Origin of the sequence: Mycobacterium hackensackense, from assembly GCF_025822555.1 — a bacterium.
In the GTDB taxonomy this organism is placed as follows: domain Bacteria; phylum Actinomycetota; class Actinomycetes; order Mycobacteriales; family Mycobacteriaceae; genus Mycobacterium; species Mycobacterium fluoranthenivorans.
In genome coordinates this window covers 409,322-425,237 of the sequence record NZ_JACKUC010000038.1, presented here as the reverse complement: position 1 = coordinate 425,237, position 15,916 = coordinate 409,322, and the positions used below count along the sequence as shown (strand labels likewise).

At 68.8% G+C, this 15,916-nt stretch carries 15 protein-coding genes; 13 read left to right on the top strand and 2 right to left on the bottom strand.

The genetic code is table 11. The annotated features are described in order from the left end of the window. Window positions 1–12 precede the first annotated feature (12 nt). The 9 genes from H7J86_RS30715 (at window position 13) to H7J86_RS30675 (ending at window position 8,955) form a co-directional block, all read left to right on the top strand. The gene (locus H7J86_RS30715; RefSeq protein ID WP_267295574.1) at window positions 13–576 is read left to right on the top strand and encodes an Rv1476 family membrane protein; all 564 of its coding nucleotides are present in this window, start codon (window positions 13–15) and stop codon (window positions 574–576) included. 242 nt (window positions 577–818) lie between these two features. Beyond that, on the top strand, window positions 819–2,237 hold the full coding sequence (gene ripA / locus H7J86_RS30710) for an NlpC/P60 family peptidoglycan endopeptidase RipA (RefSeq protein WP_090357992.1): 1,419 nt from the start codon (window positions 819–821) through the stop codon (window positions 2,235–2,237). A gap of 13 nt (window positions 2,238–2,250) precedes the next feature. Continuing rightward, window positions 2,251–2,970 (top strand): NlpC/P60 family peptidoglycan endopeptidase RipB, encoded by a 720-nt coding sequence (gene ripB, locus H7J86_RS30705; RefSeq protein WP_372517356.1) that lies wholly within the window; start codon window positions 2,251–2,253, stop codon window positions 2,968–2,970. 161 nt (window positions 2,971–3,131) lie between these two features. Beyond that, window positions 3,132–4,280 (top strand): chaperone MoxR1, encoded by a 1,149-nt coding sequence (gene moxR1, locus H7J86_RS30700; RefSeq protein WP_090357990.1) that lies wholly within the window; start codon window positions 3,132–3,134, stop codon window positions 4,278–4,280. Next, window positions 4,277–5,224 (top strand): DUF58 domain-containing protein, encoded by a 948-nt coding sequence (locus H7J86_RS30695; RefSeq protein ID WP_090357989.1) that lies wholly within the window; start codon window positions 4,277–4,279, stop codon window positions 5,222–5,224. Before moxR1 ends, H7J86_RS30695 begins: the two co-directional genes overlap by 4 nt. A 37-nt stretch (window positions 5,225–5,261) precedes the next feature. Then, entirely contained in the window at window positions 5,262–6,269 is a 1,008-nt protein-coding gene (locus H7J86_RS30690; protein ID WP_187095387.1) for a VWA domain-containing protein, read from the top strand. Window positions 6,270–6,322: 53 nt separating this feature from the next. Continuing rightward, window positions 6,323–7,075 (top strand): 3-oxoacyl-ACP reductase FabG1, encoded by a 753-nt coding sequence (gene fabG1, locus H7J86_RS30685; protein WP_267295572.1) that lies wholly within the window; start codon window positions 6,323–6,325, stop codon window positions 7,073–7,075. Between the two features lie 48 nt (window positions 7,076–7,123). After that, on the top strand, window positions 7,124–7,933 hold the full coding sequence (inhA, locus tag H7J86_RS30680) for an NADH-dependent enoyl-ACP reductase InhA (protein ID WP_090357983.1): 810 nt from the start codon (window positions 7,124–7,126) through the stop codon (window positions 7,931–7,933). Window positions 7,934–8,010: 77 nt separating this feature from the next. Next, entirely contained in the window at window positions 8,011–8,955 is a 945-nt protein-coding gene (locus H7J86_RS30675) for a ferrochelatase (RefSeq protein ID WP_235632878.1), read from the top strand. A gap of 3 nt (window positions 8,956–8,958) precedes the next feature. On the opposite strand, the gene H7J86_RS30670 is transcribed toward H7J86_RS30675, so the two are convergent. Beyond that, window positions 8,959–9,807, bottom strand: coding sequence for an Rv1486c family protein (locus tag H7J86_RS30670; protein ID WP_090357979.1), 849 nt, complete (start codon window positions 9,805–9,807; stop codon window positions 8,959–8,961). Window positions 9,808–9,886: 79 nt separating this feature from the next. On the opposite strand from H7J86_RS30670, the gene H7J86_RS30665 reads away from it, so the two are divergent. From H7J86_RS30665 to H7J86_RS30655, 3 genes are all read left to right on the top strand, one after another. After that, a complete protein-coding gene (locus H7J86_RS30665; RefSeq protein WP_090357976.1) occupies window positions 9,887–10,318 on the top strand; it encodes an NfeD family protein in 432 nt (143 codons plus the stop codon). Between the two features lie 19 nt (window positions 10,319–10,337). Further along, window positions 10,338–11,564, top strand: a complete 1,227-nt coding sequence (locus H7J86_RS30660; protein ID WP_090357974.1) for an SPFH domain-containing protein — start codon at window positions 10,338–10,340, stop codon at window positions 11,562–11,564. A gap of 244 nt (window positions 11,565–11,808) precedes the next feature. Further along, complete coding sequence (locus H7J86_RS30655; RefSeq protein ID WP_267295571.1) at window positions 11,809–13,161, top strand: hypothetical protein; 1,353 nt, start codon at window positions 11,809–11,811, stop codon at window positions 13,159–13,161. Here H7J86_RS30655 and H7J86_RS30650 read toward each other — a convergent pair. Next, a complete protein-coding gene (locus H7J86_RS30650) occupies window positions 13,158–13,901 on the bottom strand; it encodes a TVP38/TMEM64 family protein (protein ID WP_267295570.1) in 744 nt (247 codons plus the stop codon). The two genes, H7J86_RS30655 and H7J86_RS30650, sit on opposite strands and share 4 nt — an antisense overlap. 196 nt (window positions 13,902–14,097) lie before the next feature. On the opposite strand from H7J86_RS30650, the gene mutA reads away from it, so the two are divergent. Further along, window positions 14,098–15,915: a methylmalonyl-CoA mutase small subunit gene (mutA, locus tag H7J86_RS30645; protein WP_267295568.1), complete on the top strand. Its 1,818-nt coding sequence runs from the start codon at window positions 14,098–14,100 to the stop codon at window positions 15,913–15,915. Window position 15,916 lies beyond the last annotated feature (1 nt).

Below are 15,916 nucleotides of genomic sequence, written 5' to 3'. Positions count from 1 at the left end.
ACCGTCTGGCACGTGACATCACCGCTCGTGCCTGCCTACATCCCACCCGACGTCTGTTCCACCGTCGGTCTCGGCTTGGCGACCCCGGTCGACCAGTGCATGACGCAGGTGCTCACCGATGTGCGCGAGGACGGGGTGAGTGCGCCCGCGTCGGCCGATCCCGCGGCACTGGCACAGGTGGTGGCCGATGCCAAGGCGCAGGGCATCGACCTCAAGCTGGTGGTGCTGCCGACGAGTCCGCCGATCGATACGCCGCTGCGCGATATCGCCACCCAGGTGGGCAAGGCCTACCCGGGATCGACCGTGCTCGCGATCAGTCCGGGGTTCGCCGGTACCTACAGTCCGGTTTATGACCGGGTCACCTTGGAAGCCGGTCAGGATCTGGCGAAAACCGGGGATGCCGTCCAATCTTCAAAGAATTTCGTGACGCAGTTGTCGACACCGGACTTTCCCTGGACGCCGTTTACCATCGCGCTGGTGCTGGGCGTAGCTGTGGCGGCAGTTGGTGTTCGTGTCCTGCAGGTTCGCGGCCGTCGCGGCGTTGCTGACGAGAAGGCTGCCGGTACCTCGCAGTAATGGCGCCTTTGACCTCGGTGAATTCGAATATCACCGTTCGGTCACGGCGCATTCAATTACATTCATGTAATTTGTTACTAAAGTTTCTTTAGCGTGAGCTGTGACGTACGGTGCAAACAGTGCTGTTGTTGCAACTGTGGTCCAAGTGGCAAATGTGACTACTGAGGTGACTGCAGAAGCGAGTGCAAGCACTGCGTGATGTGCCGTGACGTTCGCGTCGAGCCCTAGGAGACTTGAGTCCAATGAGACGCACCCCTGGCGCCTCCCGACTGTGCGGGCGAGCGTGCGCGATTCCCCTTACCCTGGGCGTGCTGCTGGCCGGGACGATGCCCCACGGGGCCATCGCCGGCGCCGAGCCGAACAGCCCGGAAGGGACCGCCGCGCTGGTCGCCGCGGTCGCCGACGCCGACCAGAAGTTGCAGGATCTCGGTGCGGCCGTGCAGACCCAACAGGAGAGCGTCAACAAGGCCCTCGTCGACGTCGCGAACGCGCGGGACAACGTCACCCTCGCCCAGCAGAAGCTCGACGAGACCCGCCGCGGTGTCACCGACGCCGACGCGCGAATCGCCGACGCCCAGAAGCGCTTCGACACCTTCGCCGCGGCGACCTACGTGAACGGGCCATCCGCGTCCTACCTGACCGCCGCCGACCCGGCGGAGGCGCTGCGCACCGCCGCGGCCGGCCAGGCGCTGGCCGTCAGCTCCGAGCAGGTGATGGCGGATCTGCAGCGGGCCCGCACTGAGCAGATCAACCGCGAGTCGGCCGCCAGGCTGGCCAAGGACGCCGCCGACAAGGCCGCGGCCGACGCCCAATCCAGCCAGGACGCCGCGGTCGCGAGCCTCACCCAGGCCAAGCAGACCTTCGGCGCCCAGCAGCAGGAATTGGACAAGCTGACCGCCGAACGCGCTGCGGCGCAAGCGAAGCTGGCTGCGGCACGGCCCCAGGCGGTATCGGCTGTGCCATCCGCCGTCGCCTCGGGCCCGCCCGCGCCGTCGGCCGGTTCCTCGCCGGACTGGGACCGGGCACCGGGCAAGAGCCCCGCCGTCGCGGATACCAGCCAGTGGGACACCACGCTGCCGATGATCCCCAGCGCGTTCGTCAGTGGTGATCCGATCCAGATCATCAACGCGGTCCTCGGCATCATGAACTCCTCGGCCCAGATGACCGCGAACATGGGCCGCACGTTCCTGCAGAAGCTGGGCCTGATCCCGACGCCCAGCGGCTACACCAACAACGGCGCCATCCCGCGGGTGTACGGACGCCAAGCCTCCGAATACGTGATCAAACGGGCCATGTCCCAGATGGGCGTGCCCTACTCGTGGGGTGGCGGGACCGCCGCCGGGCCGAGCCGCGGTATCGACTCCGGGGCCGGCACCACCGGATTCGACTGCTCCGGCCTGATCCTCTACGCCTTCGCCGGCGTGGGCATCAAGCTGCCGCACTACTCGGGTTCGCAGTACGACATGGGCCGCAAGATCCCGTCGGCGGAGATGCGGCGCGGCGATGTCATCTTCTACGGCCCCGGTGGCAGCCAACACGTCACCCTCTACCTCGGCAACGGGCAGATGCTCGAAGCCCCCTACACCGGCTCCACCGTCAAGGTCTCCCCGGTGCGAACCGGCGGTATGACCCCGTACGTCATCCGCTACATCGAATACTGATCTAGGGATCTCTGTGTTCTTCAAGCGCGCCAAAGCAATTCGACTCAAGCTGGCCGTCGCCTCGGTACTCGCCGGGACGGCGCTGGCGGTCGGCACCGTGCTCTCCGGGGCGACCGCGACGGCTGCACCCGACGACGGCGGATGGGACCCCACCCTGCCCAAGATCGTCAGTTCCGGCGCCCCCGGTGACCCGGTGGCCATGGCCAACGCCGGCTTCCAGGTCAGCAAGATCGCGTTGGAGACCACCTCCAATCTGGGCCAGCAGTTCCTCCAGACGATCGGGCTGGCACCCAAATCCGCGGCGGCCCTGCCGGGCGGCCGGGTGCGCGGCCCCGCCGCCATCGAATACGTCATCCGCCGCGGTGGCTCCCAGATGGGCGTGCCGTACTCCTGGGGTGGTGGCACCCTGACCGGTCCCGGCCCGGGTGTCGACTACGACGCCGGCAAGATGGGTTTCGACTGCTCGGGATTCACCCGGTACGCGTTCGCCGGGGTCGGGGTGCAGATCCCCAAGTACTCCGGCGACCAGTACAACTCCGGCAGGCCCATCGCACCGGCGCAGGCCAAGCGCGGCGACCTGATCTTCTACGGGCCCGGCGGCAGCCAGCATGTGACGATCTACCTGGGCGGCGGCAAGATGCTCGAAGCCTCTGGCAGCGCCGGCAGGGTGACCGTCAGCCCGGTCCGGATGGCCGGTATGTCACCGCACCTGGTGCGCATCATCGAATCCTGATCGCGGCCCACCCAACCTGAGGACAGCCTGAGCAGGGCACCCGGGGCGTCGACGGATCAGGAAGTGCCTGGAATAGTTGACGGCGGGCGTGTCGCCGCACCGGCGGCCGCCCTGGTAGTCCAGGGTTAACCAGCATGACAACGACTGTGGGAGGAAGCTAGATGACGTCACCGAGTGGGCCGCCGCAGGGCGCCGGAGGCTACCCAGGCCCGGCCCCGACGCAGGGCTACCCGCCCGGAGCGCCGACGCAGGCTTCCGCGAACGCCTCGAACAATCCGGGGCTGCAGAGCGAGGTGCACACGCTGGAGCGCGCCATCTTCGAGGTCAAGCGCATCATCGTCGGCCAGGACCAGCTGGTCGAGCGCATGCTCGTCGGGCTGCTGGCCAAGGGCCACGTGCTGCTCGAAGGTGTGCCCGGTGTCGCCAAGACGCTGGCCGTCGAGACGTTCGCCAAGGTGGTCGGCGGCACCTTCGCCCGTATCCAGTTCACCCCCGATCTGGTGCCCACCGATATCGTCGGTACCCGGATCTACCGCCAGGGCAAGGAAGAGTTCGATATCGAGCTCGGTCCGGTCGTGGTCAACTTCCTGCTCGCCGACGAGATCAACCGCGCGCCGGCCAAGGTGCAGTCGGCCCTGCTCGAGGTGATGGCCGAGCGCAAGATCTCGGTCGGTGGCAAGACCTTCCCGCTGCCCAGCCCGTTCCTGGTGATGGCCACCCAGAACCCGATCGAGCAGGAGGGTGTCTACCAGCTGCCCGAGGCGCAGCGCGACCGCTTCCTGTTCAAGCTCAACGTCGACTATCCGTCGCCGGAGGAAGAGCGCGAGATCATCTACCGGATGGGTGTGAAGCCCCCGGAGCCCAAGCAGATCCTCAACACCGGTGACCTGCTGCGCCTGCAGGAGGTGGCGGCCAACAACTTCGTGCACCACGCGCTGGTCGACTACGTGGTCCGCGTCGTCACCGCCACCCGCGAGCCGGAGAAGTTCGGTATGCCGGATGCCAAGGCGTGGATCGCCTACGGCGCCTCACCGCGCGCCTCGCTGGGGATCATCTCGGCGTCCCGGGCCCTGGCGCTGATCCGCGGGCGCGACTACGTCGTCCCGCAGGATGTCGTCGAGGTCATCCCCGACGTGCTGCGCCACCGCCTGGTCCTCACCTACGACGCGCTGGCCGACGAGGTCTCCGCGGAGACGGTGGTCAACCGCATCCTGCAGACGGTCGGGCTGCCTCAGGTGAACGCCCTTCCGCAGCAAGGGCATTCGGCACCTCCCGGAATTCCTGCCGCGGCGGCGGCCAGCGGTCGGTGACCGACTCGTCCGGCCACAACGTCGATCTGCCGTCGCTGCGACGCGGCGAGATCCGTGACCCGCAGCTCTCGGCCGCGCTGCGCAAACTCGAGCTCACGGTGCGCCGCAAGCTCGACGGGGTGCTGCACGGGGACCATCTCGGGTTGATCCCGGGCCCCGGCTCGGAAGCCGGTGAGTCCCGGATGTACCAACCCGGTGACGACGTGCGCCGGATGGACTGGTCGGTGACCGCCCGCACCACCCATCCGCACGTCCGGCAGATGATCGCCGACCGGGAGCTGGAGACCTGGCTGGTGGTCGACGTCTCGGCCAGCCTGGACTTCGGCACCGCGGGCTGCGAGAAGCGCGACCTCGCGGTGGCCGCGGCCGCCGCGATCGCCTTCCTCAACAGTGGCGGCGGCAACCGGCTCGGCGCGCTGATCTCCAACGGTGACACGCTGCGGCGCGTCCCGGCCCTGTCCGGGCGGCTGCACGAACAGGAACTGCTGCGGGCCATCGCGACCACACCCCAGGCGCCGCCCGGGGTGCGCGGTGACCTGGCCGCCACCATCGACGCATTGCGCCGTCCGGAACGCCGGCGCGGGATGGCGGTCATCATCAGCGATTTCCTCGGACCCATCGACTGGATGCGGCCACTGCGGGCCATCGCCGGCCGGCACGAGGTGCTGGGGATCGAGATCATCGATCCCCGCGACGTCGAGCTGCCCGATATCGGCGATGTGATCCTGCAGGACACCGAGACCGGGGTGACCCGCGAATTCACCATCGACGCCAAGCTGCGCGACGACTTCGCCGCGGCGGCGGCCGCACACCGCGCCGAGGTGGCCCGCACCCTGCGTCGTTGTGACGCTCCGCTGCTGACCCTGCGCACCGACCGGGACTGGATCGCCGATGTGGTCCGGTTCGTCGCCAATCGACGCCGCGGCGCACTGGCTGCGCGATGAGCGCCCGCGCTAGATAGAAGGAAATGGCAAGCCGCACATGAATTTACCGCTGCTCGGACCGATGTCGCTGACAGGTTTCGAACACAAGTGGTTCTTCCTGTTCCTGCTGGTGATCGCGGGCCTGGTCGGGCTGTACATCGTGGTGCAGAGGGCCCGCAAGAAGCGCATCCTGCGCTTCGCCAACATGGAACTGCTGGAGAAGGTGGCGCCCAAACAGCCCACCCGCTGGCGTCATCTGCCCGCGCTGCTGCTGGTGGCGTCGCTGCTGCTGTTCACCGTCGCGATGGCCGGGCCCACCCACGACGTCCGGATCCCGCGCAACCGCGCCGTGGTGATGCTGGTGATCGACGTCTCCCAGTCGATGCGCGCCACCGATGTGGCCCCCAGCCGGCTGGTCGCCGCACAGGAGGCGGCCAAGCAGTTCGCCGATCAGCTGACACCCGGTATCAACCTCGGGTTGATCGCCTACGCCGGTACCGCCACCGTGCTGGTCTCGCCGACCACCAACCGGGACGCCACCAAGAACGGCATCGACAAACTGCAGCTGGCCGACCGCACCGCCACCGGTGAGGGCATCTTCACCGCGTTGCAGGCCATCGCCACGGTCGGGGCCGTCATCGGCGGCGGTGACGAGCCGCCGCCGGCGCGCATCGTGCTGATGTCCGACGGCAAGGAGACGGTGCCGTCGAACCCGGACAACCCGAAGGGCGCCTACACCGCGGCGCGCACGGCCAAGGACCAGGGTGTGCCGATCTCGACGGTGTCGTTCGGCACGCCGTACGGCTACGTCGAGATCAACGACCAGCGCCAGCCGGTGCCGGTGGACGACGAGATGCTCAAGAAGATCGCCGACCTGTCCGGGGGAGAGGCGTTCACCGCGTCCAGCCTGGAACAGCTCAAGGCGGTGTTCACCTCGCTGCAGCAGCAGATCGGCTACGAGACCATCAAGGGTGAGGCCAGCATGGGCTGGTTGCGCCTCGGTGCGCTGGTGCTGGCGCTGTCCGCGCTGGCGGCGCTGTTGATCAACCGCAGGTTGCCCGGCTGAGTGCGATCATCGCGATTTCTACGAACAACCGGCATGACGATAGGTTTGTCGCCATGAGTGACGCCGTGATTTCAGAAGCCGCCACCCACCGCCCGGCTTTCGTGTCCCGTTCCGTGCTGGTCACCGGAGGAAACCGGGGTATCGGCCTGGCGATCGCCCAGCGGCTCGCCGAGGACGGTCACAAGGTCGCCGTCACCCACCGTGGATCCGGTGCACCGGAGGGGTTGTTCGGCGTGGTGTGCGATGTCACCGACAGCGACGCCGTCGACCGTGCCTTCAAAGAGGTCGAGGAGCACCAGGGCCCGGTCGAGGTGCTGGTGTCCAACGCCGGCATCTCCCAGGATGCCTTCCTCATGCGGATGACCGAGGAGCGCTTCGAGAACGTCATCAACGCGAACCTCACCGGGGCGTTCCGGGTGGCCCAGCGGGCCTCGCGCAGCATGCAGCGCAAACGCTTCGGCCGGATCATCTTCATCGGATCGGTCTCGGGCATGTGGGGTATCGGCAATCAGGCCAACTACGCGGCCGCCAAGGCCGGCCTGATCGGGATGGCCCGATCCATCTCGCGTGAGCTCGCCAAGGCCGGTGTCACCGCGAACGTGGTCGCCCCCGGCTATATCGACACCGAGATGACCCGGGCGCTGGACGAGCGGATCCAGGCCGGTGCCCTGGACTTCATCCCGGCCAAGCGGGTCGGCACCGCCGAAGAGGTCGCCGGTGCGGTCAGCTTCCTGGCGTCGGAGGATGCGAGCTACATCGCCGGTGCGGTGATCCCCGTCGACGGCGGCATGGGCATGGGCCACTAGAAGGCCACTCGAACTTCTCGAATTCGCGCGAACAGTAAGGACTTTCACATGTCAGGCATTCTCGAAGGCAAGCGGATCCTCGTCACGGGGATCATCACCGACAGCTCGATCGCGTTCCACATCGCCAAGGTCGCTCAGGAGGCCGGCGCCGAACTGGTGCTGACCGGGTTCGACCGGCTGAAGCTGATCCAGCGCATCGCGGACCGGTTGCCGAACCCGGCGCCGCTGCTGGAGCTCGACGTGCAGAACCAAGAGCACCTGGACTCGCTGGCCGGGCGGATCACCGAGGTCATCGGCGAGGGCAACAAGCTCGACGGTGTGGTGCACTCGATCGGCTTCATGCCGCAGACCGGTATGGGCATCAACCCGTTCTTCGACGCCCCCTACGAGGATGTCGCCAAGGGCATCCACATCTCGGCCTACTCGTACGCCTCGCTGGCCAAGGCCACCCTGCCGGTCATCAATTCCGGCGGTTCGATCGTCGGTATGGACTTCGACCCGACCCGCGCCATGCCGGCCTACAACTGGATGACGGTCGCCAAGAGTGCACTCGAATCGGTCAACCGGTTCGTCGCGCGGGAGGCCGGCCCGTTCGGGGTGCGGTCCAATCTCGTTGCGGCCGGACCGATCCGGACCCTGGCGATGGCCGCCATCGTCGGCGGCGCGCTGGGCGCCGAGGCCGGCGACCAGATGCGGCTGCTCGAAGAGGGCTGGGATCAGCGCGCACCGATCGGCTGGAACATGAAGGACCCGACGCCGGTGGCCAAGACGGTCGTCGCGCTGCTGTCGGACTGGCTGCCCGCCACCACCGGCAGCATCATCTACGCCGACGGCGGCGCCAGCACCCAGCTGCTGTAGGAACAGAATGGATTGCTCCCTTGTTTGACGCGCTGCTGCTGCTCTCCTTCGGCGGACCCGAAGGACCGGAGCAGGTCATGCCGTTCCTGGAGAACGTCACCCGAGGGCGCGGAATCCCGCGTGAGCGGCTGGCGTCGGTCGCCGAGCACTACCTGCATTTCGGGGGAGTGTCGCCGATCAACGGCATCAACCGCGCGCTGATCGAACAACTGCGGCTCCAACTACCGGGCCTGCCCGTGTATTTCGGCAACCGCAACTGGGAGCCCTATGTCGAGGACACCGTCGCGGCCATGCGCGATGACGGGGTGAGCCGGGCCGCGGTGTTCACCACCTCGGCCTGGGGCGGCTACTCCAGCTGCCGGCAGTATGTCGAGGACATCGCCCGGGGTCGGGCCGCGGCGGGGGAGCGCGCACCGGAACTGGTGAAGCTGCGGCAGTACTTCGACCACCCGCTGTTCATCGAGATGTACGCCGAATACGTCGCGGCGGCACTGGCATCCGCGTCGCCGGGGTCGCGGCTGGTCTTCACCGCGCACTCGATTCCGATCGCCGCCGACCAACGGTACGGCCCGCTGCTCTACAGCCGTCAGGTCGCCTACGCGGCGGGCCTGGTGGCGGCCGCGGCAGGCGTCGCCGACTACGACTTGGTGTGGCAGTCGCGGTCCGGGCCGCCGCAGGTGCCGTGGCTGGAACCCGATGTCGCCGACCATGTCCGGGCGCTGGCTCAACGTGGGGTCACCGCGGTCACGGTATGCCCGATCGGCTTCGTCGCCGACCATATCGAGGTGGTGTGGGATCTGGACTCCGAGCTGCGCGAGGTGACCGACGAGCTGGGCGTCGAACTGACCAGGGCGGCCACCCCCAACGCCGATCCCCGGTACGCCCGGCTGGCCGTCGAGCTGATGGCCGAGCTGCGCGACGGCCGCGAGCCGGTGCGCGTCGTGGGCCCGGATCCGGCCCCGGGCCATGGATTCAGCGTCAACGGGATACCGTGTGCGCTGACCTGCCCGCGGGATCTCTGAGTCTCAGCCCTGCCAGGCCGAGTCCAGGATCGTGCGGACGGCTGCCAGCCGTGCCGTGCGCACCACCGAGGCCAGCGGCCGCAGGGTGTCACTGGCGATCTGCATCTCCGAGGACGTCTGCAGCCCGATGGGCATCAGCCCGGAGCTGACGGTGATGATGGCGTCGACGTGCGCGGCGTTCTCCAGCACGCGCAGTGCACGTTCGGGGGCGTGTGTGGGTGCGCGGTGCAGACGGGTGGCCTCGAGCAGTTGTTCCACCATGCCCCTGGGGTCGTCCACATCGGCGGCGGTCGCGCCGGCGCGCAACGCACCGAGCGCATCGGCGGCCGAGCGCACCGCCGAGCGCAGGGAGTACTCGGCGTCACCCAGGTCGGCGTGGTCGCTCTGGGCCGCCGCGGGCACCGAGTACACCGTCCAGGCAAGGGAAATCGGATCGGGTTCGAAGTCCGGGTCGTCGAGGTCCTCGTAGTCGAACTCGGGCACCAGTCCGACCCCGTTGGCCGGATCGCGGCCGATGATGATCGCCTCCCCGACGGTGATGGCGTCGCGCTGGAACTGGGTGCCCGCGGGCAGCCCGCGGACGTCACCGGGGACGGGCAGCACCAGTGTCAGTGCCGGGCTTCCGGCCGGCGGGCCGGCCGCGGTGCGCATCGTCTGCAGCAGCGACATGGTGCCGGAGTGGAACAGGTCCGGCCAGGGCAGGCCGGTGGAGCCGGCGGCGACCGAGTCGTATGCGGTCACCGAATGCTTTGGCGCCCACTGGGATAACGCATCCAAGACGTCATCGGGCGCGGCGACCCCGGCAAGCCAGGAGTTCACCCAGACGGACAGCGAAGCACTCGGACACCACATGATGCTCGCAGTGTAATTGCCCATCGGGCATACGTCCGGATTGCCCGCGCCCGGGTCGGAAAACGCTAGGCTTCGGGGTATGCCCGCATTGATCTGGCTGGTCGCGGCACTGGCCCTTGCCGGCGCGGAAGCGTTGACGGGTGATTTCTTCCTGCTCATGCTCAGCGGCGGCGCGCTGGCCGCGACGGGTACCAGCTATCTCTTCGACTGGCCGATCTGGGCCGATGGTGCGGTATTCCTCGTGGTGTCGGTGCTGCTGGTCGTGCTGGTGCGGCCCGCGCTTCGGCGCCGATTCACCGCGGGGACCGGGCTGCCGGAGCCGGTGAAGGCGCTCGAAGGCAGGAGCGCACTCGTGCTCGACACGGTGGCTCGTCATGAAGGCCAGATCAAACTCGACGGCGAGGTCTGGACGGCCAGGCCGTTGAACGACAACGATGTCTTCGAACCCGGCGAGCACGTCACCGTCATGCACATCGACGGCGCGACCGCCGTCGTCTACAAGTCCATCTGAGCTCGGGAAGGGATCTGCCATGGAGGGTGCTGTTGCCGGCCTCGTGCTGTTGGCCGTGCTGGTGCTGTTCGCCATTGTCGTGGTGGCCAAATCGGTGGCGCTGATACCGCAGGCCGAGGCCGCGGTGATCGAGCGACTGGGCCGTTACAGCAAGACGGTGTCCGGTCAGCTGACCCTGCTGCTGCCGTTCGTCGACAAGATCCGGGCCAGGGTGGACCTGCGTGAACGGGTGGTGTCCTTCCCGCCGCAGCCGGTGATCACCGAGGACAACCTCACGGTGAACATCGACACCGTCGTGTATTTCCAGGTGACCAATCCGCAGGCCGCGGTCTACCAGATCAGCAACTACATCGTCGGTGTCGAGCAGCTCACCACCACCACACTGCGCAACGTGGTCGGCGGTATGACGCTGGAGCAGACCCTGACCTCACGCGACTCCATCAACGGGCAGCTGCGCGGGGTGCTCGACGAGGCCACCGGCCGCTGGGGTCTGCGGGTCGCCCGCGTCGAACTGCGCAGTATCGATCCGCCGCCGTCGATCCAGGAGTCGATGGAAAAGCAGATGCGCGCCGACCGCGAGAAGCGCGCCATGATCCTGATGGCCGAAGGCAGCCGGGAATCGGCGATCAAGGCGGCCGAGGGCCAGAAGCAGGCCCAGATCCTGTCGGCCGAAGGTGCCAAACAGGCCGCGATCCTGGCGGCGGAGGCGGACCGGCAATCCCGGATGCTGCGGGCCCAAGGTGAGCGTGCCGCGGCCTACCTGCAGGCGCAGGGCCAGGCCAAGGCCATCGAGAAGACGTTCGCGGCGATCAAGAACGGCCGTCCCACCCCGGAGATGCTGGCCTACCAGTACCTGCAGACCCTGCCGCAGATGGCCAAGGGCGAAGCGAACAAGGTGTGGCTGGTGCCCAGCGACTTCGGTGCGGCACTGCAGGGATTCACCAAACTGCTGGGCGCCCCGGGCGAGGACGGCGTGTTCCGCTACACGCCGTCGCCGGTGGACGACCGCCCGGCCAAATCGGACGAGGACGATGCGGCCGAGGTGGCCGACTGGTTCGACACCCAGACCGATCCGGAGATCGCCCGGGCCGTCGCGAAGGCTGAGGCCGAGGCCCGGTCGAGCACCCCGCCGCTGGGCAGCAACCCGCCTCCGGCGTCGTTGCCGCCCACCCCGCCGGCCGCCGCGGTCGACGGTCCCACCCAGCAGTTCCCCGGCCAGTTCCCCGGCGGGTCACACCGCGCGTAGCGGCATACCCGGATCGGCTGGGCGACCGGGCAAAGACCATGCGGGGCGGTTCGGCGGCCGGAGCAGGGGCTCGCGGGGCCGATCCCGGCCCGGTCACGGAGGGGTGACCGATCTATGTGGGTTCACCGAGATTTTGCTGAACGCATCGATAATTTGCCCGCGGTGACATATCTTATGATTGCTGTTTAGGGTCAAGCAGATAGTGGCCGGTATTCGGCGACCGGCGAAACAGGGGTGGCATGTCATGACGCGTATGCGCGGTGTTGTGGGCGTGTGTGCGTTGTCGGCCACTCTTTTCCTCAACGGTGCGGCGGTGGCGGTCGCCGATACCGGCAGTGACGGCGGCGGCACGTCCTCGCAGACCGGCACGAGTACCGGTGCCTCGCAGACCGGCACCGGTGCCGGTTCGGCGAACTCGACCACCAAGACCCCACGGCCGGTCGGCGGTATTGCCGGCGTCCTGCAGGACAGGGTGCGGACCACGGTCCGTGACTTCACTGGCGCCCTGGGCGTGGCGGGCGGCAAGCAGCCGGGTCCGAAGGTCACCATCTTCCCCAAGCCGCGCTCGCCGCAGCAGTCCAGCGAATCCGGTACGGCCGGCTCGACGGTGAGCCCGACGACACCCTCGACGGCGGCCGAACCGGACCCGACGACGCCGGACCCGACCGCGGCCACCACACCTGCCGCCACCGACACCACGCCGTCGTCGTCCACCACGTCGTCGACGACCACCCCGACGACCGCGGCGTCCACAGCGTCCACGGCGGCGGCCCTGACCATCCCCAAACTGAAGCCGCCGCCGGTGATCCCGATCGCGGAATCGGTGTCCGGATCCGTGCACTCCGCGGCCAACTCGGTCAAGGACGCCGTCGATGCGCTGCCCGCGCTGCTCGCCGCGCTCCCCAAGTCCACCGACCCGGTCGGCGATGTGTTGAAGACGGTGCAGTCCGTGCTGACGTCGTTGGGCAATTCGGTCACCACCATCACCGAGATCCCCAGCGATCTCACGACGCTGCTCGGGTTCCCGACCCCGACGGACCCGGTCACCACCACCGTCGCCGGCGGCGTCCGGCTGCCCGCGGTCACCGCACCCGCCGCCGTGTCGCCCATCGACCTGCTGCCCGCGCTGCTGGCACCGGCGCCCGCCGATACCACGGTCGCGGCCCCCGCCGGGCCCGCTGCACCGGCGCCCACCTTCGCGGGTACCGTCTCGGCCGGGCTCAGCCAGGACCTGGCGCCGGCCACGCCGGTGGCGCTGCACGGGGCCACCTCGGCCGGCTCGATGGCCTCGGTCCTGGAGCGTGCCGTGAGCAAGCTGCTCGTGCCGGTGTCCATCGCCGCACTCGCCGCGCTGGCGCTACCCGGTGTGGGTGGTCTGCTGGTGGTGAGCGTGCTCGGCGTGCGGATCGGCTACCGGCAGGCGAAGGCGAACTTCGTGCTTCAGGCCTCGGGGATCTCGCGGTTCGCGGGTCCGGGCCCGCTCGGGGTGGTCCGTTCGGGCTCGTTCATCGCCTTGCACACGCGCACCGCGCGTACCCGCACGGCCGCGGTGGTGCCGCTGCGGTCCGTGTCGACCGCCTTCGACCGCGCCGCCTAGTTCTGCTGCGCCTCGGCCGGATGGCCGTCGGGATCCTGTGATCGGTGGTGGTGGTGCCGATGCGCCCGGATCTCGTAGACCAGTCCGCCGATACCGAGGCTGGCGGTACACAGTGACACCAGGAACAGCAGCGGGCTGATGTTTCCGGTCAGGGCGTCGCCGAGGATCACGATCGCGGCGGTTCCCGGCGCCAGCCCGACGATCGTGGCCAGCGTGTACGGCGTCAGTCGCACGGCGGAGACGCCGGCTGCGTAGTTGAGCACCGAGAACGGCACGGCTGGAATCATCCGCATCGACAGCACCGACACCCAGCCGCGTTCGCGCAACCTGGCGTCCAGGGTGGCCATCCGGGGATGCGTGACCAACCGGTTCAGCTGCCATCCCACCGCGCGTACCAGCACCACGGCCAGCACCGCGCTCAGCGTGCTCGCCACCACCGCGATGGCCACGCCCAGCCACGGGCCGAAGAGCAGGCCGGCCGCGAGCGTGAACGCGGTGCGGGGAAAGGGGAACACCGTCACCACCACATGTGCGGCGAAGAACGCCAACGGGAACCACGGACCGGCCGAGGTCGCCCAGTCGCGGAGCTGAACGGCAGTCGGCAGCGGGACCAGCACGGCCAGTGCGACGAGAATCACAATCGTGGCCGCGATGACCAGTACCCGCCGACGGGGTAGCTGCGTCGCTGCCGACGTCACTGCGGCCCAGACCGTACGGAACGGGCTGCCTGCGGGTTTCACGTCTGCCAAGCCTACGGGGCGCCGCACGGTGCCGCCGATGACGCTACTGATCAGTAGCCTTTGCCCGCCGTACCCTGCCGTGATACCGATCATTTAGCCTCAGGTGAAAGCGGCCGGTCACAGCTGGCTAGTCTCACTAGGTCAGACAGGCTGCCCCGAGCTTCATCCCAACCCGCGATAACCCCAGGAGCCGCGAGTGTCCTCGAGCGTCATTGAATCGGATCGCGCGCGCTGGCGCTCCGGAGTGGCCGGTGTGCTGGCGAAGAGCAGCCGCAAGGATCCTGCGGAGCTGCCCGCCGAGCCCGAACGTCTGCTCGACTCGCCCACTTACGAGGGATTCCCGGTTCGTCCCCTCTACACCAGCCTGGACGGCCGTGCCGAGGCTCCGCTGCCGGGCCAGTGGCCGTTCACCCGGGGCGGCGACGCGCTGCGCGATGTGCGGGCCGGCTGGAAGGTCGCCGAAGTGTTCCCGCTGCCCGGGCAGGCCACCGCGGCCGAGGGCAACGGGGCGGTACTGGGTGCGCTCACCGACGGGGTGAGCGCGCTGGTGCTGCGGGTCGGTGCCGCCGAACTGGATCGCCTGCTCGAAGGCGTGTTCCTGGACCTGGTGCCGGTGATCCTGGACGCCGGCGCCGAGTACGCCGCCGCGGCCGCCGCGGTGCTGGCCCTCGTATCGGGCTTCGACGACGAGCAGCGCGCCAGGTTGTCGATCGACTTCGGCGCCGACCCGTTGACCGCAGCGTTGACCGGCGCCCCGTCGGCCACCCTCGACGAGGTCATCGCGACGGCGGCCAAGGCCGCCGAGTACCGGGGCGGGGTCCGGGCGATCACCGTCGACGGACCGGCCCTGCACAACCTGGGCGCCAGCGCGTCCTGGGAGCTGGCCGGCGCCATCGCGGCCGGTGTGGCCTACCTGCGTGCCCTCACCGAGGCCGGGATGCCGGCCACCGAGGCCGTCGCGCAGCTCAGCTTCCGGTTCGCCGCGGACGACGACCAGTTCCTGACGATTGCGAAACTGCGGGCCGCCCGGACCCTGTGGGCCCGGGTCGCTGAGGTGGTCGGGGCGGCCGACTGCGGTGATGCCACCCTCCACGCGGTCACCTCGTCGCCGATGATGTCCCAGCGCGACCCGTGGACGAACATGTTGCGCACCACGGTCGCCGCGTTCGCCGCCGGTGTCGGGGGTGCGGACACCGTGCTGGTGCAGACGTTCGACTCCGCGATCCCCGGCGGACTCGCCGGCACCAAGACCAGCTTCTCCCGCCGGATGGCGCGCAACACCCAGCTGCTGCTGCTGGAGGAGTCGCACCTGGGCCGGGTGCTCGATCCCGCCGGTGGTTCCTGGTTCGTCGAAGACCTCACCGCGAGCCTGGCCGAACAGGCCTGGGCGCATTTCCAGGACATCGAGAGCCGGGGCGGATTCGTCGCGGCCCGGGATCACCTGGTCGGCCAGATCGCCGACGTCCGGGACCGCAGGGCCGCCGACATCGCGCACCGCCGCAAGGCGCTCACCGGTGTCAACGAGTTCCCGAATCTCGCGGAAGCTCCTCTGCCCGAACATGATCCGGATGATTCGGTGGTGCGCTACGCCGCCGGCTTCGAGGCGCTGCGCGATCGCTCGGATGCCTACCTGCGTGCGCACGGCGCTCGGCCACAGGTGCTGCTCCTCCCATTGGGCCCACTCGCCGAGCACAACATCCGCACCACCTTCGCCGCCAACCTGCTGGCCTCCGGTGGCATCGAGGCGGTCAACCCCGGCACTGTCGACGCCGCCGGAGTGGCTGCTGCGGCGGCCGGACTCACCACCGCCGTGCTCTGCGGTACCGATGCCCGGTACGGCACCGACGCCTCCGACGTGGTGGCGGCTGCCCGCGCGGCCGGTCTGACCCGGATCTATCTCGCCGGACCGGAGAAGGCGGTCGCCGAGGCGGCAGCCAAGCCGGACGATTATCTGACCGCGAAAATCGATGCGGTCGAAGCCCTTTCGAACCTGCTCACCCGATTGGGGGCCTGAG